This window comes from Bartonella harrusi, from assembly GCF_024297065.1.
GTDB classification, from domain to species: Bacteria; Pseudomonadota; Alphaproteobacteria; order Rhizobiales; family Rhizobiaceae; genus Bartonella; species Bartonella harrusi.
The window spans coordinates 385,219-408,162 of record NZ_CP101114.1 but is presented as its reverse complement, the minus strand read 5'-3'; the positions used below and the strand labels follow the sequence as shown (position 1 = coordinate 408,162).

General features: G+C 36.8%; 18 protein-coding genes and 2 pseudogenes. 2 read left to right on the top strand and 18 right to left on the bottom strand.

All coding sequences use genetic code 11. The features are described 5' to 3' along the window. Positions 1-21: 21 nt before the first annotated feature. The 8 genes from NMK50_RS01880 to tpiA all read right to left on the bottom strand — a co-directional run bounded on the left by NMK50_RS01880 (position 22) and on the right by tpiA (position 7,486). Complete coding sequence (locus tag NMK50_RS01880) at positions 22-351, bottom strand: FtsB family cell division protein (protein ID WP_254770654.1); 330 nt, start codon at positions 349-351, stop codon at positions 22-24. Positions 352-425: 74 nt separating this feature from the next. Next, positions 426-614 (bottom strand): hypothetical protein, encoded by a 189-nt coding sequence (locus NMK50_RS01875; protein WP_254770653.1) that lies wholly within the window; start codon positions 612-614, stop codon positions 426-428. A 1,109-nt stretch (positions 615-1,723) separates the two neighbouring features. Continuing rightward, positions 1,724-2,131, bottom strand: coding sequence for a TM2 domain-containing protein (locus NMK50_RS01870; RefSeq protein WP_254770652.1), 408 nt, complete (start codon positions 2,129-2,131; stop codon positions 1,724-1,726). Positions 2,132-2,222: 91 nt separating this feature from the next. Continuing rightward, entirely contained in the window at positions 2,223-3,494 is a 1,272-nt protein-coding gene (gene eno / locus NMK50_RS01865; protein WP_254770651.1) for a phosphopyruvate hydratase, read from the bottom strand. A 69-nt stretch (positions 3,495-3,563) separates the two neighbouring features. Next, positions 3,564-4,400, bottom strand: a complete 837-nt coding sequence (gene kdsA / locus NMK50_RS01860) for a 3-deoxy-8-phosphooctulonate synthase (protein WP_254770650.1) — start codon at positions 4,398-4,400, stop codon at positions 3,564-3,566. 35 nt (positions 4,401-4,435) lie between these two features. Beyond that, entirely contained in the window at positions 4,436-6,064 is a 1,629-nt protein-coding gene (pyrG, locus tag NMK50_RS01855) for a CTP synthase (RefSeq protein WP_254770649.1), read from the bottom strand. 126 nt (positions 6,065-6,190) lie between these two features. Continuing rightward, entirely contained in the window at positions 6,191-6,640 is a 450-nt protein-coding gene (secG, locus tag NMK50_RS01850) for a preprotein translocase subunit SecG (protein ID WP_254770648.1), read from the bottom strand. An 81-nt stretch (positions 6,641-6,721) separates the two neighbouring features. Beyond that, complete coding sequence (gene tpiA / locus NMK50_RS01845) at positions 6,722-7,486, bottom strand: triose-phosphate isomerase (RefSeq protein WP_254770647.1); 765 nt, start codon at positions 7,484-7,486, stop codon at positions 6,722-6,724. Positions 7,487-7,640: 154 nt separating this feature from the next. Between tpiA and NMK50_RS01840 the strand changes: the two genes are divergently transcribed. Beyond that, entirely contained in the window at positions 7,641-9,530 is a 1,890-nt protein-coding gene (locus NMK50_RS01840; RefSeq protein ID WP_254770646.1) for a peptidyl-prolyl cis-trans isomerase, read from the top strand. Positions 9,531-10,172: 642 nt separating this feature from the next. On the opposite strand, the gene NMK50_RS01835 is transcribed toward NMK50_RS01840, so the two are convergent. From NMK50_RS01835 to NMK50_RS01790, 10 genes and pseudogenes are all read right to left on the bottom strand, one after another. After that, positions 10,173-11,033 (bottom strand): phytoene/squalene synthase family protein, encoded by an 861-nt coding sequence (locus NMK50_RS01835; protein ID WP_254770645.1) that lies wholly within the window; start codon positions 11,031-11,033, stop codon positions 10,173-10,175. 924 nt (positions 11,034-11,957) lie between these two features. Then, the gene (locus NMK50_RS01830) at positions 11,958-12,452 is read right to left on the bottom strand and encodes a F0F1 ATP synthase subunit B (RefSeq protein ID WP_254770644.1); all 495 of its coding nucleotides are present in this window, start codon (positions 12,450-12,452) and stop codon (positions 11,958-11,960) included. Positions 12,453-12,463: 11 nt separating this feature from the next. After that, a pseudogene (locus NMK50_RS01825) lies at positions 12,464-13,029 on the bottom strand (F0F1 ATP synthase subunit B). Positions 13,030-13,155: 126 nt separating this feature from the next. Next, a complete protein-coding gene (locus NMK50_RS01820; protein ID WP_006589457.1) occupies positions 13,156-13,386 on the bottom strand; it encodes a F0F1 ATP synthase subunit C in 231 nt (76 codons plus the stop codon). Positions 13,387-13,446: 60 nt separating this feature from the next. After that, positions 13,447-14,205 (bottom strand): F0F1 ATP synthase subunit A, encoded by a 759-nt coding sequence (locus tag NMK50_RS01815; protein ID WP_254770643.1) that lies wholly within the window; start codon positions 14,203-14,205, stop codon positions 13,447-13,449. A 7-nt stretch (positions 14,206-14,212) separates the two neighbouring features. Further along, entirely contained in the window at positions 14,213-14,638 is a 426-nt protein-coding gene (locus NMK50_RS01810; protein ID WP_254770642.1) for an AtpZ/AtpI family protein, read from the bottom strand. A 153-nt stretch (positions 14,639-14,791) separates the two neighbouring features. Next, positions 14,792-15,222: pseudogene (locus NMK50_RS01805) on the bottom strand (integrase arm-type DNA-binding domain-containing protein); the annotation flags it as partial. Positions 15,223-16,337: 1,115 nt separating this feature from the next. Beyond that, positions 16,338-17,765 carry a ribosome biogenesis GTPase Der gene (der, locus tag NMK50_RS01800; RefSeq protein ID WP_254770641.1) on the bottom strand — a complete coding sequence of 476 codons (1,428 nt, stop codon included), beginning with the start codon at positions 17,763-17,765 and terminating at the stop codon, positions 16,338-16,340. A gap of 4 nt (positions 17,766-17,769) precedes the next feature. Further along, positions 17,770-18,441, bottom strand: coding sequence for a tetratricopeptide repeat protein (locus tag NMK50_RS01795; protein ID WP_254770640.1), 672 nt, complete (start codon positions 18,439-18,441; stop codon positions 17,770-17,772). Positions 18,442-19,057: 616 nt separating this feature from the next. Beyond that, complete coding sequence (locus NMK50_RS01790; protein WP_254770639.1) at positions 19,058-20,830, bottom strand: SLC13 family permease; 1,773 nt, start codon at positions 20,828-20,830, stop codon at positions 19,058-19,060. A 371-nt stretch (positions 20,831-21,201) separates the two neighbouring features. Between NMK50_RS01790 and NMK50_RS01785 the strand changes: the two genes are divergently transcribed. Next, the gene (locus NMK50_RS01785; protein WP_254770638.1) at positions 21,202-22,893 is read left to right on the top strand and encodes an aq_1923 C-terminal domain; all 1,692 of its coding nucleotides are present in this window, start codon (positions 21,202-21,204) and stop codon (positions 22,891-22,893) included. The last annotated feature ends 51 nt before the right edge of the window (positions 22,894-22,944 follow it).

The following is a 22,944-nucleotide window of genomic DNA, read 5'->3' as shown; positions in this document are numbered from 1 at the left end:
CTTGAATTGAAGCGAGTCTCATTAACTTTTCGTATCATTGAAGGGGATAAGTATTGTTAATTCATTCGGCTTGGAAAAATTTAAATTCTTCCGGATATACTCATCCAACATATCTCTTTCGATATGCCCGTTGCGTAAAAGAGAAATACGCTTTTCAATAAACATCCGCTTAGATTTTACTCTATGAAGTTCCTCTTCTAATTCGATAATCTGTTTATTAACTTCACTTCGTGAATACAACCCATACTCACCATGATAAATATGATAACTGAAATAGCTCAAAACCCCCATAGTCATCAATGGGAGTACAAAGCGCACTTTTACCGATCTGCGTTTTTGCTTTGTCCACATAAAATAGCACTGTCTTTATAGCACTTTATAGCACAATTCTCTTATATATTTCGCTCAACTCTATATAATTTTAATTAATATCCCATTACCAAATCCATACCCGATAAACTTTGTTGTACTACATTATCTACAAAAAAAATAAATGCTATCACCTTGTATACAAAGCTTTTACTAATGTGCAATTCTATAACCTCTATAACCGCTCCTATAATTATCACATTTAGAATAAACATCGCGATTCCTGTCCCTGTTTTGCCAACCATAAAACGGCAAATACCTAATCCCTCCCACAGAAAGCACTGCTCGCACTGTTCCTGATAGTTGTGACTAGCTGCCAACCGAGAGAGGAAGAGTAGATTTAATGGTATCACCTTCACACATAAAATCAACGGTATCACCAATATTTGGCGTTTGTTTCCTAACCGATCCTCACTTTAAAAGTGATAACGTTTATCATCATCAGACATAAGTTAACTTCTTTTATTCTGAATAATATTTTCACCTTTCATCTTCACCACCTATAAAATTGTTGCTCATAGTTATTTATAAAAAAGCTCTTTTTCTAACTTGATGATAATTGATAAACTCTATTCCCTCGATACAATCCGTATCCCGTATGACAAATATAATTAAAACCGTTAAAAAATTACCACTTCTACAAAGTATAAGATAACCTGATCTTAATTATAATTTCATTGCTTTTATGAAGAACAATACATTTTTTATTCAAATATACATAATTTTATCAATATATAAAATAACAATTTTCATATTACACAATCAACAGATTTACTCTATAAAAGTAAATGGCAACGCATATTATTGATACTTTATACGACAGACCTCTACCACGTTGTAATTTTATTATTATTTGCGTCTCTAAAATATCCAGATAAAATAACTATAAAATCAATAAACGCCCAAAGTATAGTTATAATTGTTCCTATAATTGTTTACGCTTAGAAAAAACATTATAAGGCCATTTTCCAATTTATTTGCCATAAAGTGGTAAATCTCAAATACACAACAAAAACAAATAAGTGCCAAAGCCAACCTTGATTGTTCTGATTTTTTTGAATCGAAAGAGGGAAAAAAGATTTAATACTGTCTCCTTCACTGCACAAAATCAATATCATCCCCTATATTCGGCGCTTTTTCCCTAATCAATCCTTACTCAAAAATTGATAGCCCTTACCATCATCCTCGGAGTCAAGATAGACCTCTTGATCTCAACCAATCATCGACCTTTTTTCCTTGATTACCTATAAAGCTCTTTCCCATATGTTTCGCATAGAGAGATCATTGTCTAACTTGATAGGATGATATGCCGATTAACCTTACTGCGTGCATATAATCAGTACTCACATAGCTTCTACCAACGTGTAATTTGTCTCCCATCTTTGTCTCTAAATTTTCCAGCCGTAATGATTATAAAATCAACAATGGCCCAAATCCCTGTAATTATCAATCCGACAATGGATAGAGATAGAATAAGCATTAAAGCACCAGTCCAAACTTTACCAATCATAAAGCGATGAACACCAAATATACCCGTAAACCAACAAATGAGTGTAAGCATCGGTCTTGTAGGATCTGAATCTTGTTGCAACAATGGGAAAACAGATTTAGCATTGCCTTCTTCACACACAAAATCAACGGCATCACCTAACTTAGGTGGATTTTTTCCTAACCAATCCAAAGTTGCAAACTGATAACGCTTACAATCATCACCAGAGATAAGATAAACCCCTTGTTCTTGATTGATAATTATACCTCTCATCTTTAGCACCTATAAAATCGTTGCATATATATCTGACTGTTAAATGAATATTATAATCGCAATGAGATCACAATTTAAAATCTTAAACTCATCATACAACGCTCCAATTACCCGCATAACATGCCTGCTCTCCTAGCATTTCTTCAATACGAATGAGCTGATTATACTTTGCTAATCTATCTGAGCGCGCAAGCGAACCCGTTTTAATCTGCCCGCAATTCGTTGCAACCGCAAGATCAGCAATGAAAGAATCTTCCGTTTCACCTGAACGATGCGAGATAATCGCACGATAACCTGCTTTATGAGCTGTCTCTATAGCATCAAGCGTTTCACTCAATGTCCCTATCTGGTTTACTTTAATAAGAATAGAATTGGCAGCGCCCATTTTAATACCATCACGCAAACGCGCAGAATTTGTGACAAACAAATCATCGCCAACAAGCTGACATTTTTTACCAATCGAATTCGTAAGTAACTTCCAACCTTCCCAATCATCCTCAGCCATCCCATCCTCAATTGAAATAATGGGATAAGTTTCAACAAGTTGCGCTAAATAATCCACCTGTTCTTGAATACCACGGCATTTACCCTCACCTTTATAAAAATATGAACCATCTTTATAAAACTCTGTTGATGCACAATCTAAACCAAGAGCAATTTGCTCTCCTGGTTTATATCCAGATGCTCTTATGGCTTCTATAATAAACTCTATTGCCTGCTCCGCATTTTTAAATTGGGGCGCAAAACCACCTTCATCACCAACATTGGTATTATGTCCGGCATCTTTTAAACGTTTTTTTAATGTATGAAAAACTTCAGCACCATAGCGAACCGCTTCTTTGAGTGTGGGTGCACCAACAGGAATAATCATAAATTCTTGAAAATCAATTGGATTATCAGCATGAGCACCACCATTGATAATATTCATCATTGGTAGCGGAAGAATATGTGCCTGTGTACCACCAATATAACGATATAAAGGCAAATTTAATGATTCTGTAACTGCTTTTGCAACAGCTAATGAAACGCCGAGAATGGCATTCGCACCAAGACGTGCTTTGTTTGGTGTTCCATCTAAAGCGATCATTGCTTGATCAATAGCGATTTGGTTTCTTGCATCTCGCCCACCAAGTTCCTCAAGAATTTCGCCATTGACTGCTGCAACCGCTTTCTCAACACCTTTCCCTTGATAGCGCACTCCACCATCACGAAGCTCGATCGCTTCATGGGCTCCGGTCGAGGCCCCTGAGGGCACAAGAGCGCGGCCAAAAGCTCCATTCTCCAAATGAACATCAACCTCTACCGTTGGATTACCGCGGCTATCGAGCACTTCACGTCCAATGATATCAACAATTATAGTCATGTGCGTTTCCTTATCCAACAAAAGTCTTGATTCATTTTAAACGTCATAATGATCAAATATCGTCTCTGTTCAATTCATTTTCTTCGACAGATAATCAAATTCCACTAAAGTCTCAAGAAGTCTTTGTAAATGATCAATTTTAATCATATTAGGTCCATCAGAAGGTGCATTATCTGGATCTTGATGCGTTTCTAAAAAAATACCTGCCACCCCAACAGAAACAGCTGCACGAGCCAAAACTTCAACAAATTGACGCTGTCCACCAGATGAATTGCCTTGACCACCGGGTTCCTGAACAGAATGCGTTGCATCAAAAATAACAGGAGCACCAAATGAACGTAAAATAGGCAATGAACGCATATCAGAAATAAGCCGGTTATAACCAAATGAAGTGCCTCGTTCACAAAGCATAACATTTGAATTCCTGCTTTTTATGACTTTTTTTAAAACATTTTCCATATCCCACGGAGCTAAAAACTGACCTTTCTTAATATTGATAACACGTCCCGTTTTGGCAGCCGCTATCAAAAGATCTGTTTGACGGCATAAAAAAGCAGGAATTTGCAAAATATCTACCGTGGAAGCAACAACCGTGCATTGCTCTTCTGTATGTACATCAGTCAATACCGGACAACCAAACTCCTTTTTCAAATCAGAAAAAATCGTCATTGCTTTTTCAAGACCAATACCACGTGCTGCCCCTAAGGATGTCCTGTTGGCTTTATCGTAACTTGATTTATAAACAAACCCAATGCCAACTTGATCTGTAATCGTCTTAATTCGGCCTGCCATTTCAAAAGCATGCTCTCGACTTTCTATCTGACATGGTCCGGCAATTAATGAAAAAGGAGCGTCATTTGAAAATACAACATTCCCAACTTGTACAATGGTGTTTGGTTCAGACATTTTATCCCTCAAAAAGCAAAAAACTGATTTATGAGCTAAACCAATCGACTTTGTTCTATAGTGGCTTCAATAAAAGAAGAAAAAAGTGGATGTGGCTCAAAGGGACGTGATTTCAACTCTGGATGATATTGAACACCAATAAACCATGGATGATCTGCGTATTCTATTGATTCTGGTAAAATACCATCGGGTGACATACCAGAAAAAATTAAACCACACTGTTCTAGCTTGTCTTTATAATCGATATTGACCTCATAACGATGACGATGTCGCTCACTAATCCTTGTTGTCCCATAAATCTTGGCAATATGGCTATTTTCTTTTAATTCAGCGGGAAAAGCTCCAAGACGCATCGACCCACCAAGATTACTACATTGTGTCCGTTTCTCAAGAATATCCCCTTTGAGCCATTCTCTCATCAAACCTACAATCGGATTGTTGGTTTCGCAAAATTCACTTGATGACGCATTTTCAATTTGAGCAATATTACGTGCAACCTCTATACAAGCCAATTGCATTCCAAAACAAATACCTAAAAATGGAACTTTACGTTCCCGTGCAAATTGAATTGCTCGAATTTTACCTTCTGCACCACGTGCTCCAAAAGCACCAGGCACCAAAATTCCATGAACTTTTTGTAAAGTCGATGCCGGATCCTCTTTTTCAAAAAGCTCTGCATCAATCCATTCAATATTAACCTTCACTCTATTGGCTAAACCACCATGGGCAATAGCCTCGGTGAGAGATTTATAAGCATCCTTCAATCCGGTATATTTTCCAACAACAGCAATGACCACTTCTCCTTCAGGATGGTGAATTCGATGTGTAATATCTTCCCAATGGTTCATTTGTGGTTTAGGAGTCGCATGCATTCCAAAAGCGGAAAGAACGGCTGAATCTAACCCCTCTTTGTGATATGCTATAGGAACATCATAAATCGTTGGCATATCCAATGCCTGAATCACTGCATTTGAGTGAACATTACAAAAAAGTGATAATTTGCTCCGCTCTGTTTCCGGAATAGGTCGATCTGCACGCACCAACAAAATATTGGGCACAATCCCAATTGCTTGCAACTCTTTAACGGAATGTTGTGTTGGTTTGGTTTTTAATTCACCCGCCGAAGGAATATAAGGCATTAATGTCAGATGTACATAAACAACATTTTGTCTTGGTAATTCATTATGAAGCTGACGAATCGCTTCTAGAAAAGGCATAGCTTCAATATCACCAACCGTTCCACCTATTTCACACAACACAAAATCAAATTCTTCATGTCCGGTAGTAATGAACTTTTTAATTTCATCGGTAACATGAGGAATTACTTGGACTGTTGCCCCCAAATAATCACCACGTCGTTCTCGTTCAATGATATTTTGATAAATACGCCCTGTCGTAATATTGTCTTGGCTATTCGCAGAACACCCAGTAAAACGCTCATAATGACCAAGATCAAGATCCGTCTCTGCACCATCATCGGTTACAAAAACCTCACCATGTTGATAAGGAGACATCGTCCCTGGATCAACATTTAAATAAGGATCAAGTTTGCGAAGCCGTACCCGATATCCACGAGCCTGCAATAGTGCAGCTAATGCCGCCGCTGCAATGCCTTTTCCAAGAGAGGAAACCACACCACCAGTAATAAAAACATAACGTGCCATGGGCTTATGATGATAAGCAGTTTATAATAATTTTTCCAGCAAAAAATGCAAAAAGAAACAACTTTTCTTCTATAAAATAAAAAAGGTGAAAAAATCACCTTTTTTAAAATCCCTATTTTTGTAAAATTATTTTACACTGTTATCTGGAACTGGATTTTCTCGAACTTCAGGAACTGGATTTTCAACTTCAGGAACTGTAGATTTTTTCTGTTCCTGAGGGGAAGTTGAATCACCCCCTAGCTGTTCAAGAATAGAAGGTTGAGCTTTACCATCAGATGAGGGACCCCCTTCAGTCTCTTTATTTGTATTTTGTTCTGAGTTAACCGGAATACGCTTGAGAATATCAGAACTCGAGTTTGATATGCTCCCCACAACAGTAAGTCCAATGGACACTGCAAAAAAACACCCAGCTAAAACAGCGGTCAAACGTGTTAGTGGATTTTTTGTCCCACGCGTTTTCATCAATCCAGAACCACTACTTGCACCAAGCCCACCGCCTTCCGAAGGCTGAATTAAGATCACACCAACTAAAGTAATAACAACCAAAAAATGGATAACAATAAGTACTGTTTGCATAAACCCTGCTCTTTAAATAACTCTTCACGGCTCTTTACACAGAAATAACACATATTCCAAGGGAAAACCAAGATTCCTTTGTTATAATTTACGATAAACATCGCAAATAGTTAAAAAATCCGTTGCTTTCAAGCTTGCTCCACCTATCAGAGCCCCATTAACATGATCAGTACTCAATAGCTCAAATGCATTGGATGGTTTTACTGATCCACCATAAAGCAAACGCATCTTACTTCCTTCATCACCAAAACGAGAACATATCTTATTACGAATAAAATGATGCACTTCTGCTACATCTGCTGAAGTCGCCGTATTGCCTGTTCCTATAGCCCATACTGGTTCGTAAGCAATAATCATATTTTCTGCTGTTGCGCCATCTGGCAAAGACCTTTCAAGCTGCCACGTGAGCACATCCAATACTTTATGACTTTTTCGCTCCTCTAATGTTTCACCAATACAAACAAGAGCAACAAGATCTGCTCGCCATGCTGCTTGCACTTTAGCACAAACAATTGCATCATTTTCTTGATAAAATGTACGACGCTCTGAATGGCCAATAATGACATGGCTCGCCCCTGCTTCTTTAAGCATAAAAGCTGAAATATCTCCAGTATAAGGGCCATGATCATCAAAATGACAATTTTGCCCTCCTAAAAGGAAGTTCTCACCACCTAACGTATCAGAAGCTCGCGATAAAAGTGTTGCTGGAACACAAATAAGCGCCTCCAATAAACGGCCTAAATCAGAGCTCACACCAGCAGCAATGGCACGCAATTCTCCAAGCGATTCACCGGTTCCATTCATTTTCCAATTTCCAGCAATAAAAGGCCGAATATTTGGAGACATATTTTCACCTCAGAAATTATCACAACATATACTTCATCTCATAGGTATCAAATTATAAAGTGAAAGCAAGTCTTTAAGCTTGCATCTTTCGTATCTTTATTGCAAATTCCATTACTGCTTTGATAATAACGCATGCGAAAAATGGAATTGAACAATGCTTGACATCATGAGAAATGCTACAAACTCTTGGGTTGCCAAGATTTTTCTTGCTATTTTGCTCTTATGCTTCATCCTTTTATGGGGAATACCACAGTTACGCACAAAGGGTGAAAGAGACCTGATGACTTCTGGAAAGTCCACAATAACTGTTGATGGTTATCGCCTCGCACTTGCCGATCAAAGCGCACGTTTAGCACTCGCATCTCATTTTGGACGAATGTTTACACCAAGCGAAATGCAGCAATATAAAATCCCCGCTTTTGTTTTTAATCAATTACAACAAAATGTCCTGTTTGATGAACAAGCGCGTAAAATGAAAATTAGTCTCTCAAAAGATGCAATAGCTCGTATTCTTGGTGCTGATAATATGTTTCAAATGAATGGAGCCTTTGATCACAATTTGCTTCGTAACTATCTTCAGCATCTACAAATCAACGAAAACAATTTTCTTGATTATTATGCCCAAAAAGAAAAGCGTAACCAACTTATTTCCGCTTTACTATCCGGAATAAAGACACCAGATCTGTTTTATAAAGCATTTGCTCTTTATCAAAAAGAAGCCCGTATCGCTGATTATCTCATTATTGATCTTAAAGAGAAGGAAGTAAATCCTGATCCCGATCAAGAAACCCTGCAAAAATGGTTTGAAGCACATAAAAGTGAACTTCGTGCTCCAGAGTACCGTACTGTTTCTTTGTTATCTATGACTGCAGATGAGATTGTAAAACCCGAAGATATTTCAGCAGATGAAGCGAGAGTTTATTATACACAAAATACCTCGCGTTTTATGAATCCTGAAAAACGCACCATCGAAGAATTGCGATTCTTTACACGTGAAGCTGCCGATAATGCAGCAAAAAAAATAGCCGGTGGCTTGAGTTTTGATGAGCTGGTTAAAGCGGAAAATAAGACTCTCAATGACATAAAAAAAGGACCTCTGACAGAAAGCGAACTTCCTAGTCATCTTGCATCTGAAATCTTTGAACTCAAACAAGGACAAGTCAGTGCTGTCATCAATGATTTACAAGGTCCTGTTATCATTCGTTTAACAGATATTGAACCTTCAGCTCCAATGCCCTTCGAAAAGGTGGAAGAAAATATTCGCCAAACACTCGCTCAAAATCGTGCTGTGGATGTTATACGTAACAATTATACAGCAATTGAAAACGCCCGTTTTGAGGGAGCTTCTCTCAAAGAACTTGCTGACCAATATAAATTACCTCTGCGTACAATAACTCTTGATAGGACAGGTAAAACAGTTGAGGGCAAAACACTCACAGATCTCCCTCAGAAAGATATTTTATTGAATGCGTTCTATCAAGCAAATGAAGGTGTCGATCTTGATCCTCTTACCCTTCAAAAAGGCGGATATCTCTGGTATAAGGTCGATAAAATTATTCCAGAACGCGATAGAACACTTGAAGAAGCTAAGCAAGAGGCACTTTCTCAATGGAAAAATGAGGAAATTCAGCGACTTCTTGATGAAAAAGCTCAAAATGCTCTCAAACAACTCGCTGAAGGAAAAAGTTTTATTTCTCTTGCCCGTACACTTGGTGTTAAAAAACAAACAACACAAACCATACATCGACAAGATTCATCTGGAATCTTTGATGTTGAAGGCGTTAGAGCATTATTTTCTGGTCCGAAAGGTCATTATGGTATCGTAAAAGGCCCAGTTGCGACAAAACGTATTGTTTATCAAATAAAGACCATAACCATGCCTACAGACATCACCCCTCATACCCTTTCACCCGATATCCGTACCAAGATAGATAGTGTAATAAGAGAAGATCTAAGACTAGAAATGCTGCAAGTTGCTCATGAAGAACATCCTTTGGAAATTAACAGCACTCTTTATAATCAGATCTTTAACACTTTCCCGTAAAAATTCTGTAACTGATTTGTGGTCTTTAAGATTTCTTCTATAATGGAAAAACGAAAGGGATGTCTTTTTTCTTAGTATCGGGATAAGTAAAAACTCTATAAATGATAAGATTCTTTGCAAATTTTCTGGTCTATAGGAAAAGAATAGAGCTAAACTGGAAAACTGTTTTGTAATAAAATAAAATGCTCCCCATAAAGCTGAGACTATAAATATTGTCGTGATAACAAACATCTATTGTAGTCTTATGATTTGCCTACAGCTAAATATTTCCCTGTAGACTAGAGAGGTTTCTTTTATAAAATAGAAATCATATTCTACAAGAAGATGATACATTATCTACTAAACCTCTCAATATCACCAGAGAACCAGCCTATGTATTTCAAAACTTGATCTTACATTTTATATTCTCGAAATCATTTGATCACACGGCACAAAACAAAAGGAGTACATGATACCTTCTTACCAAATCCAATGTTAACCGTTCGATCGTCCTTATCAATGCATTCGTAGTATTTCCTAAAAGGGGTTTACTTTATAATATTGCGTGCTCAACTCACAAGCACTTACTTTCCCACGAGTCATTGCAATTATTCCCAACGCATTTAGCTTTATTCTTCTGTCCCTGATAAAACGCTTTTATTCTTATAATATCCTTGGAAAATTACCGCTTATGGCCGCTTTCGTTATTAACCAATAACGACGAATCAATGATAAAGCTGCACTTTCTTGAAAAACTCCGGCTCCCAATTGTACCGCTTTTTTAAGAGATGCTGGTATAATTGCCAATGGAAGAAATGCTGGTTTAAGTATTCTAGGCAAAGTACTAGAATATTCGTAAAACTTGGCATAATGACTTTGCGATACCGCTACCATAGCTTCAACAATAAAGCATTTTTGTTTGTCATTTGCACGATTGTCTTCTAAATCTTTCCTATCCACTCCTACAGCCTTTAGCATATCAGTAGGTAAATAATATTGATATCGTGATTGCATAAATGATAAAAGACGCAACACACCACTTAAGCCTTGAGCAAGACCGCCATATTTACAGATATCTGTAAAATCCTGTGCCGTATCAGGGTCTAATATCTGACAAGAAAGTTGTAAAATGATATTTGCTGTTTCACAACAATAGGATTCAAGATCATGAAGTGTTTCTATTGGATTGTGGTAAAGATCTAAAATCTGCGCATCACAGTAACGTAAAAAAGCTGTCTTAGGTAAATTAAAAAGAGTTATTGCTGTCAATAAATCATTTAAAATCGGATTATTTGTATTCTCTTGCATTTCACCATTAGCAATAGAATCATACCACCAACGTAATCGTATCTCACCTATAAGGGGATCTTGCACAGTTTCACGAATACGAGCAACTTCTACATTAAAAGCGTAAAGAGCAGCCAATGCTCTACGCTTTTCTTTAGGAGAAAACAAAACCGATATATAGCGATCACGATCAGTAGCACGCAAAATATCAAAACAATAAGGAAGAAAATTTATCATTCTATGACACCTCTTAACTTCCTTTTTTAAGAATTAACATTCTCTTTTGATTCATAGTTAAAAATGAATAGATGAGAAAATACAAAGAAGAGAATAAAATTTGCAAACACACCAATGTATTACAAATTAAGGTTGCTTTTCTAGGTATTTTTTTAACAAAACCTAACGCACTCATATTTTTACTTCTAAAAAAGTGACTTGAAGTTATAATCTACCAATGAGAATGAAAATTCATAAATAGAGAAACGCGCAAAAAATCTTGTCGGTTACGCTAGCATTTCTTCTGAAATAAAAGCCAGATAATCATCACTTTAGAATATATTGCATCAGATCTTATTTTTATCATATTTTTATATGTAAATGAAGAAAACGGTTTGCCTTTTAATATTGGCATATATAGAATATCATCACGAACGTCACGTGCAAAGCGAAAACGAAAATATGCAAGATATTGTTTATAATAATCATTCATCCTTTTGCATATTCAATGAGAATCCTGAATATCGTAAAATTCCTTCACTGCAAATCTGTGTATGCTGAACCAATCATCCCCCCTTTGCACGTTACAAGAAGAATGAGCGCCTAGATAAAAAATTGTTGAGAAAAAGGTAAGAACTGCTTTTTATAAATCGTCTTAATGCTAGAACTGTCGAAACACTGAAGGCAAACCAACATCATGATGATGCTTGTTGTTACTTCATAAATGTAAAGACGATGATGTTGAATAAGGTGACCGTTATGCTCTTCACAGACAATAGAAAAAATCACCTAGAAACTTTTAAAATACCTTTCTAAATAAACACGCAAATGAGTCGCGCGCGACAAAAAGGAAAAAGGCAAAATAACCCTATCTTGCAGAAGAGTCCCTCTCCTAAAAGGAATCTCTCTTATAAAGAGCAAGTTCTTTGAACAGTTTAGCTTTTTTTAATTAAGAGATGTTTTCATTTTAGTAAGAGTTTCTTCACAAAAAGACTCCTTAATGAGTTCATCGGCTTTATGAGAATCTAACTCTTTTGCAATAAGTATACGAGCAGTGGAAATCGCCAAATCGATAGCAGATGAGGAAACCATACGTATTGCATCAGCTTCTGCTTGAGCAATTTTTTGCTCCACCAATTTATTACGATTCTTTACATATTCTTCGGCTTTCGTATGAGCCTCTGCAATAATAGCTGCAACTTCATGCTTAGCTGCTGCAATAATCTCTTGTGCATCCTTTTCTGCTTCCACATGTTTGCGCTGATACTCAGCGAGCATCTCTTGAGCCTCCTCGCGAAGACGAAGAGCTTCATCAAGTTCATCTTTTATACGCTTTGCTCGCACATCAAGATGGCGTATAGCCATCTGCGGAACTTTAAAATAAACCAAAAGAGCAAAAAAAAGAAGCAACCCCACAAAAGCCCAAAAAGTATCAGTCATTTTTATATCCTTCAGTAATCTGCAACTTTAACAACTGAACGAACAGTCTCTTTATTGACATTAACATCTGCCAACTTCTTCACAATTTCAAGAACTAACTCTTCAGCAATAGAACCAACATTTTGCATAGCCTTATCTCGAATTTTTATTATTTGTTTTTCAGCATCGGCTAGTTTTTTCTCTAAAATTTTTTCAATTTCCTTGCGTTCAAACTCAACCTTCTCTTTTAATTCTTCACTAGCCGCTTGCGCTATGACATGAGCCTGAAAACGAGCCTCTGCTAATTTCCGCTCATAGGTTTCAATGACAATATCTGCTTCCTGCTTCATACGCATCGCCTGATCTAAATCAGACGCAATGCGATCTCGACGTGTTTCAATAACACCACCGATACGAGGAACAATGACACGAGAAATAAAAAGATAAAAAAGACCAAAAGAAATTGCTAACCAAAAAAATGCGAACCAAAATGCACAAAATCAAAAGGCGGAAACACACGATCGGCATGCTCTGTTACATTCTTGATATGTTCTATCGGCTTTTCAGTAGTTTGTGCATAAACGCTGGAAATAAACATCTTCTCCATCCTTCAACAACTTAATCCCCCCCACAACCGATAACAACTCGCTCACATTTTTTTCGTTAAGAAATAAAGGGCATACCTGCCTCTCATGAGAAAATAGGTACACCCTCTTTATAGTAATTAAACCGCAAAAAGAAGCAATAAAGCAATAAGCAATGAAAAAATACCCAAAGCTTCTGTCACAGCAAAACCAAAGACGAGACGACCAAACTGACTATCTGCTGCTGATGGATTGCGTAATGCACCAGAAAGATAGCTACCAAAAATATTTCCAAGGCCCAAAGCTGTCCCCGCCATACCAAAGCAAGCAAGCCCAGCGCCAATATATTTTGCTGCAAGCACTAATTCCATATTATTCTCCTTTAAATTTAAAGCGAAACCGCACCATTCGACGGAAAACCGCCAGTTCTATTAATGTCCTGGATGAACTGCATCATTAAGATACATACATGTTAAAACTGTAAAGACGTAAGCTTGAAGAAATGCTACCAAAAATTCAAGAGCAGTAATCGCTACAGTCATAATAAGTGGCAAAATTGAACCACCAATCCCTACGATTCCTACCCCAATCATTGAAACAATGAAACCAGAAAATACTTTAAGGGTAATATGACCCGCAAGCATATTTGCAAAAAGACGCAGCGAAAGGCTGATAGGACGAGAAAGAAAAGAAATAACCTCAATCATCGTCACAAGAGGTAAAACCACAACAGGCACACCACTGGGAACAAACAGTTTCAAAAAACCGATTCCATGCTTATAAAAACCATAACCTATCACCGTTAAAATCACCAACATAGCCAACGAAAAAGTGATCATGATCTGAGAGGTAATCGTATAAAAGTAAGGAAAAAGACCAATAAAATTCGCAACTAAAATAAAAGTAAATAGGGAAAAAACTAAAGGAAAAAATTGCATTCCCTGTACACCAGAGGATTCTCGCAGAGTCGACGCTACAAACTCATACGCCATTTCTGAAACAGACTGCATTCGCGTTGGAACTAATCCACGACTTGATGATGAAAAAAAGAGAAAAAACGAAGTTACAAAAACTGTAGCTACTATAAAAAACGATACATTCGTAAAAGAAAAATCTATATTTCCTATGGAAATCTTAATCAACCGTGAAATTTCAAATTGATGAATAGGATCTGGAGCGTGCGATGTCACTTCAACCTCATTTATCGGGCCTTTTATCGGCCCCTTTATCTTGGCGTAATACGCCTTTCTGCCTTAATGGACTGGAAGCAACATACCCCACAGACCGAAGAATACTCAATATACCTGCAGCAAATCCAAGAAAAAGAAAAAATACCAACCCCCATGGCAATGAACCTGCTAATTTATCAAAACCTAACCCCAAAACAGCACCTACAATAACACTCGCTAAAAAATCACTGGAAAGCTTAACGGCCTGGGCTATCTTTCCTTGTGACTCTTCTCCCTCCTTATCACCCTTTCGCTCTTTTAATGCTCTTTTATGCATCAAAGCTCTTGCTAAGTTTTCCCTACGACACTCTAAATCCTCTAACTGAAAGCATTCCTCCTGTTTCTTTCCTTCAGATTCCTGCAGCGGTACACTTGGTTCACTGCCCTTCACCATGTTTGGCTCCTTAATCCAAAAGAAAGTATAAGGTTGTCTCACAAAACCGTACGCATCATATTGTTCTCAAATTTGTTCGTCAAGACGCTAAAAAAAAACTATCACACTTTATCGCATATCAGTTTTATGAATCTTATCACTCAAACACCTTTACATCTCTGAAACCGGCATACAACCTAATTTAGGCAAAATATGAAGTCTTAAAGTTGCAAACCACTCACCATCATTTACCATCATTTTTTAATTCTGCTTTACGGCTTTCAAAAACATCCAAAGCAATATCTTTTAAATAATGGAGATTACGCATTGCCTCACGTTTTTGTTTATCATTTTCTTTCATGGGATCACGCTCTTCATAAAGAATAGAACGCTATTGTGTTGCCAATTCACAGGCTTGTTTTAAAGAGACATCTCTTAAAGCCCCCAAGCCCATTTCACGACGGCACCCGTGAATGGTATAGCGTAAAAGCCATTGAACGTCACCATCTTTACACTTATGAAGGTACAAGCCGGCACCATTATACTCTTTACCGGTTCCCAATGTTGCGACGATCCTTGGTATTTAGATGATTTATAAAAGGCATTTTTCTCCTTTCTAAACGGTTTTTACCCACACGGACAGCCCCGCTTATAATGTGCAGAAACATCGTTTTTAATGACTCAACATAAGAGGATGAGAGATGAGAGATGAGAGATGAGAGATGAGAGATGAGAGATGAGAGATGAGAGATGAGAGATGAGAGATGAGAGATGAGAGATGAGAGATGAGAGATGAGAGATGAGAGATGAGAGATGAGAGATGAGAGATGAGAGATGAGAGATGAGAGAATCTTACAATATTCGGAGGTCTCATTCAACATGCAAAACAATAAATTATCGTTATAAACCAATGCATTGCCATCATTATAAGCAGCCGCATATGTTCCTTCTTACTTTTAGAAAATGATATTTGATGTCATAACTTTAGAAACAATTGATAAAATATTCTTTGAAAAATTAAATCTTGTACCCTTCATCCATTGTCAAATTTTCACATGATAAAATTTAAAAATAGTATCGGTAAAACCTCTCTCTTTTTAATGCTCAACATAGAACTATCATTGATAGACGTTATGCAAATAAATTTATGGAAACAAGATCTTAAACACAAAGAATCCAATATTTTGTATTTCTGTCATCAACTTCCTGAGTTTTCGTCCTTATGATTTAAGATTAATCGTACAAAAAATGTTTTTGTTTCAATAAACTGCTATTAAAATTTTTATCTCACAATTATAAATACCGAAATGTTTTTTTTAGCTCCATATTCCTTTCTCCTGCTTACATTTGTTATACTTTCTCAGCATTGGGATGCCTTATTAAAAGGAGTGTCTCCTTTTTTAATCAGTTTTAATCTGTGTGCTGATTGCCCTCGCAGCCTATGATGCAATGAATCTTTTGCTTTTGATTAAGAAAATTTGCAATAAATAAGAGAGTCTTAAGAAAATCGGCTTATCCTTCAATGTAATGATAAACTTTTTTGGAAATCAATACATTGCTTAATAAAAAACATTCCTCTTTTCTTAAAAGCAATGTCCTTATCTTCTGATAATAATGAACATATTTTCTATATTAAAATGTAAAAATTTAGAAAAATGCTTATGGAAAAACTTATTTTATCATAAATACAGGCTTCATTCGCTTTAAAAAGAGAAAAGAATTATTTCTTTTTTAAACGTGGTACAAAAGGATTATCAGAGGCGCGTAATGATATGCGAATTGGCACACCAAGCATATCAAACGTATCACGTAATCCATTAGAAAGATAACGTAAATATGATTGAGGCATTCCCTTTGTCCGTGAACAAGAAATCACAAATCCAGGAGGACGTGTCTTAACTTGTGTTATATATTTAACCTTAAGACGGCGACCTGAAATTGCAGGTGGTGGATGATGCGCAACGACAGTCTCAAGCCATTTATTTAATTTTCCTGTAGAAATACGGCGATTCCACACACAATGCATCATCGTGATATTTTCCATGAGTTTATCAATCCCTTGACCATATTGACCCGATAAAGGGACAGCTCTTAAACCACGAACCTGAGGAAGAAGGCGGCTACATTTCTCATGCAAATCAATCAATGTTTCCTGGCTATTTTCAATAAGATCCCATTTATTAAAAGCAATAAGGGGAACACGCCCTTCCCGAATCACAAGATCAGCAATTTGTAAATCCTGTTTTTCAAAAGGTACCGTTGCATCAAAAACGATTACGACCACCTCTGCAAAACGAATTGCACGTAAAGTATCCGCAACGGAAAGTTTTTCTAATTTTTCTTGGACTTTTGATTTTCGACGCAAACCCGCAGTATCAAAAAGTTTAATATGGCGACCACGCCATTCCCAATCTACAGAAATAGAATCGCGTGTAAGCCCCGCTTCAGGACCTGTTAACAACCGATCTTTTTGCAACATGCTATTGATGAGGGTTGATTTTCCTGTATTTGGACGCCCCGCAATTGCGATACGAATGGATTTGCTTTCATCGTAAACAAATCCTTCCTCCTCTAAATCATCTCTATCATCGCCAACAAACACAGGCTGCACAGCAATATATGCTTCTTCATTGTTGTTTTCAAAAGCGCGCGTGCTCCCAACAGCATCTATAATTGCATCACGAAGATCTGTAAGACCCAAACCATGCTCAGCAGATATCAGACAAGGCTCACCCAAACCTAATGACCATGCTTCATATTCCCCTCCTGTTGCTGTCTTTGATTCAGACTTATTTGCAACAAGCACAATCGGTTTGCCTGATTTACGAACCAATGAAGCAAAATTTAAATCACTCGGTGTTATTCCACTCTTCACATCAAACACAAATAAAATAAGATCTGCTTCATCAATCGCAGCTTTTGTATGAGAACGCATACGACCTTCAAGTGTATGATCACCCGCTTCTTCTAACCCAGCCGTATCAATTACATCAAAACGCAGATCTTGAAGCTTTGCCGCATGAATACGTCGATCACGCGTCACACCTGGCTTATCATCAACCAAAGCCAACTTTTGCCCAACCAAACGATTAAAGAGCGTTGACTTCCCAACATTGGGGCGGCCAACTATAGCAATGGTAAGGCTCATAAACTCATTCCTTATTTGCCTTGCCCTCAGCTTGTATCAGCTCAAGCATCATTCGAGCCCGATCTTTTATTTTTAATCCTACTGCCTCTTCTTCAGAATTTTTTCGAAAATAAGCAACAGCCTCATCCATTTTATTTGCTTTATAGGCTGCTAAGCCTAATACCTCTCTTGCCGACATACGCATAGGATCAATATCATTTGCCATCTCTTCGACACGCTTTTTGACATCATCAAAGCTCCCCCTATCAACCAATATATAAGCGGCTCGAATTTTTGCAACTTTTCGCAAAATTTGCGGTGCTGCTTTATCCTCTGCAACAGAATCAAACACCTCCACCGATTTAATGACATCACCTTGTTCCATAAATAAAGACGCTTCACGCAAACGCGCTAGAAAAGGATAGCCACCAAAATGAGAGGCTTTAACATTTTCTAATTGCTTCATCGCTTCATCAAAATGACCCGTATCAGCAAGTTCAAGGCTTTTTAAAAATGCATCACCAATATGACCAGCTTTTTTTATTTGCTCATGATGATAAATTTGATAAGTCACGATCATCAGAATGAAAACAATGATTGCAGCAATCACTGAAAAACCATAACGCCTCCAAAAAGCAAGAGCTCTTTCCTGACGAACCTCTGCATTAACTTCAGCAATAAAACTATCATATGACATATAATATACCTTGAAAAAATTACTTTCTATGCTTGTACGCATAAATGAAAAAAGATGGTAGCCCGCATGGACTAAAAAACTTAAAATTTCTAACTTATTAATCTTACATCTGTATAAAAATCGGTTGGACTTTTGCAACTGCATCAATCAAAAATGATATAACTGCCTTTTTATTTATATTAAAGTTTTTACAGCCTTTCTTGTAAAAAAGTCATCATAGCCCTCATATTCACTATGCAAATTTTTCTATAATCTTAAAAGCTATTTGTAGCCCCTTCTTAGTTCCTCGTTCTATATACCAGAATTACTTCTAAAAACCTTAAAAATAATATTTTCATCATATTTTCCAAACCCGCTATTGTAGAATGGTTATGAAAAATCAATCTATTAGAAAATTTTTAACAAAAAGATATGACCACATTTTTATAATTGAAAATACCTAGAATCAAATAAACAAGCCTTGTTATCCAAAATAAAAAAATGCTGAAACGTTACGATAAAACTCTATTTACAATCAAAACTGCAAACACACCTCTTTGCACAAAATATCTTTTTTAATTGATTTTTATCGAATCGACGACCTTTTGTAACTAAAACTTATGATTTCTAAAATACTCTATTGTAATGGCCAAACCCACATGAGCATTGGAACAGCAACTATGACTATCAACACTGCCAACGGCGCTCCAAAACGTGGATAATCACTAAAACGATATCCTCCTGGTGCCATTACAAGCATATTACTTTGATGCCCAATGGGTGTGAGAAATTCACATCCCGCACCAATTGCAACAGCCATCAGAAAAGCTTCAGGCTTATAATGGAGGGAATGAGCAAAACTTGATGCGATTGGGGCGACCATCATAACTGTCGCTGCATTATTCAAAAATGGTGTTACCAACATGGCTGTAACCAGCATAAGCGCTAATGCACCAGATGGTGGGAAAAATACCGCTAATTGGCTGAGCCATTGACCTATAAGATCGGTACATCCTGTCTTCTCTAGCGCTTCACTCACAGGAATAAGAGTTGCTAATAAAACCAATATTTGACCATCTAATGCTTGATACAAGTCACGCGCTGGCAAAACGCGAAAGATAACCATAGCAGCAGCTGCTGAAAAAAAAGAAAAGGCAACTGGAACAATATGAAAAGCTGTCAAAATAATTGCTATAAAAAGAATGGCTAACGAGACAAAACCATGCCGTAAATTACCAAATACAATATTACGCTTGGCTAATGGCAAACATTTCAGTTCTCGTAATAAATTTGGCAGAACCGTATCTTGGCCCTGTAAGACGACCACATCTCCAAGATGGAAAACAATATCTCCAAGCCTCCCCCGCACTCTTTCATGTTGACGACTTAAGGCAAGCAAATTTACAACATAGCGATCAAACAGTGAGAAGTCTTTTGCACTAATACCAATAAGAGGTGAATTATGCGTGACAACGGCCTCAATAATATCAACATCGCTGTCCTTATCATTCGTGGGAATGAGGCGACCAGAGAAAAATTCCAAACGAGCAGAATTCATTACGCTATCCAACCCTGTATGCGAACCTTCTAGCAAAATAATATCGTTTTCAGACAGAACAAAATCTGGCAATGGTGAAATAGACACTTTGTTTCTGATAACTTGAAGTACCATAACATCACCACCTGATGGTTTTACGAGATCAACAATCGTTTTTCCCACAATTGGTGAATTTGCTGGAATATGGACTTCTGAAACATAGTTACGAATATCAATTGCATCATCAAACGATACACCTGAACGCACACGTACTGGTAAACGCCAAGAAAAAAAGACCAAATAGAGTACACCAACAGTAGCAACAGCTGCACCAACTGGTGTAAAATCAAACATGGTAAAAGAAACACCCGTTAAACGTTCTTGCATAGCTGAAATAACAACATTAGGAGAAGTCCCTATCTGGGTCATAAGTCCACCAAGCAAAGAACCAAATGCCATAGGCATCAAAAAGACAGAAGGTGAAACCTGAGAACGACGCGCAAATTGAAAAGCAATAGGAAGCATGATAGCCAAAGCACCAATGTTTTTAACAAACATTGATAAAAATACGACAGAAATAACCAAAAAAGCCAATTGAAGGCGCACTGATTTTACATCTGGCCATATGCGCTGTATAATAAACTCCATTATACCAGAGCGTGATACAGCGGTACTGACAACAAATACACTCCCCACAATAATAACAATATCATTGCTAAAACCACTAAAGGCCTCCTTCGGACTGACAAGGCCAACGATGCAAGAAACCAGTAATGTGCAAATAGCGATAAGATCATAACGGAATCGATCCCAAATAAAAACCACCATCATGAGACCAATGATAGAAAAAGCCATTATTTGATTTTCTGTCATAATACCCATCTCTCCCCATTAGACTATAATATGTTTTAACTGTTTTCCTATAAACAGCAAAAAGACGAAAGCAGCTATGAATACACTTTAGAGCATCTCAAAGCGATAAAAAATTATAAATAGCATCTACTTTTCCCTTCCCTTTATTATTTAAATGCTTTTTATAAAATGCTGCAAGCAAAGAAAATTGGTAAAAGTTAGTAAAAGCGTATTGCAAAAAAGATGGAAATAACTCTACAGGTCAATAGTGGGTAAAAAGAGATAATAGATAACTGTTGAAACGGATATATGCTATATCTTAATCTTTATCGTTGCTTAAAGAAATCTCTCTCTGCTCTCATGAGAGAGTTATAAAAGTGAAAGAAGAACTGATGGACAATCTTAATAACGGATATAGAAGTAATCTCACATACTGGCTCACTTGTATTATTGGATTTGTTGCTATCTTGGCAATTATAGTTGTTGGTGGTTTTTATATGGTAAAACCCTATCTTGACAGTTTTGTGAGACGAGAACTCGCCCACCGTTCTATAAAAGCAGAAACATCTGAAGTCAGTATCCTTGGAAAAGTCAATTTGACAAATGTTACACTCCCTACCCCTACTGGCACATCACTTAAAATTGGTGCTCTTTCTGCTCGCCCTCCTATTTCCTTTATTCCTGGGACTTTCACACTGTACAATGTTGATTTAAAACATAATAATATTCACGTACAAATTCCTCAAATCTCTCTTAACAGTGTATCATTAAAAGAAAAAGATACCGCGATTACATCACGTCTTTTGCAATCAATTATGCGTATTGAACTTACGTCAATTGTTGCTCCAAATATACAGTTTTCTATAGAAAATAAAAATAAATTAACCCAAACAGTTGAAGTTAAAAATTTTCAGCTTTCTGGTTTTAAAAATGGTTATATTCGTTCTGTTAGCATTAAAAACATGGACCTTACAACAATAGCCGAAAATAATGCTGAACAAATGCACCTTACGGCCAAAAGCGATACCATAAAAGCGCATGACATTGACATTAATTATGCTTATTCTATCGTTTTTGGAAAAAACAACGCTTTCACTCAAGAAAAAACCGTTACCGGCCCTATTTCTCTTAATAATATCATAGTCAATCTTGTTAAAGAAACAGAAAAAAGCACTTCTTTCTCTCTTGGCCAATTTAAAACATCTGGTCTAAAAATGAAGCCACTTGAACAGACACCTGAAAAATTGATCAAAGCTTATCTTAAAGCAAAAAAGGAGAATAATCAGGTCACTGAAAAAACAATACGAAATGATATTCTTCTAAATACATTGCTCGCCATTACTTCAGCTGATGCCCAAATTGATAATGCCACAATTGATACCCCACAATTGAAAGCAACACTTCAATCATTTCAATTCAAACCCAGTTTGTGGAAACAGCCTATACCAAAAAAAATTCTTCTTTCTCTCAATAACTTTTCAATTTTACCTAAAAAAATAGAAGAAAAAGATTTAGATTTCTTCAAAAAAATGAACCTTGAACGCTTTGATGTTTCAGGAAAACTTGATGTTGCCTACGATGAGGAAAAGCGTATGATTTTTCTTAATACTATGTCTTTTAACATCAAAGATATTGGTTCTGGAAAAATATCAGCTAAAGTTATTGATGTTGATAAAACGTTCTTTTCTGGTCAGAAAAATACAATGATTGCTGCTTCTCAAGGACTTGGAATTAATCAAATTGATTTCCGCTATACGGATGCTGGTTTTATCGATAAGCTTTTTTCTTATCTTGCACAAAAACTAAATGACAGCAAATACGATCTCAAAAAAGAACTCTATGACGATTTCTATCTGATAATGACACAAAGTCCAAAAATATTTCTAAAAGATTATGATAAAGCTGAAGATATTTCAAAGTCTTTTGGTGACTTTGCTAAAAATCCTCAAACATTGACCATCAAAATTAAAGCAAAAGACAACAAAGGTCTCACAATAACTGACCTTGAAAAGGCACTACAAAATGATTTATCTACAGCTTTGAACAAAGTAGATCTTACTATCAAGAATGAAGCATCACCTTAAAAAGGTTGTTCATTTTTGGACATAATAAACTTCTCTATAAAGTTAAGAACT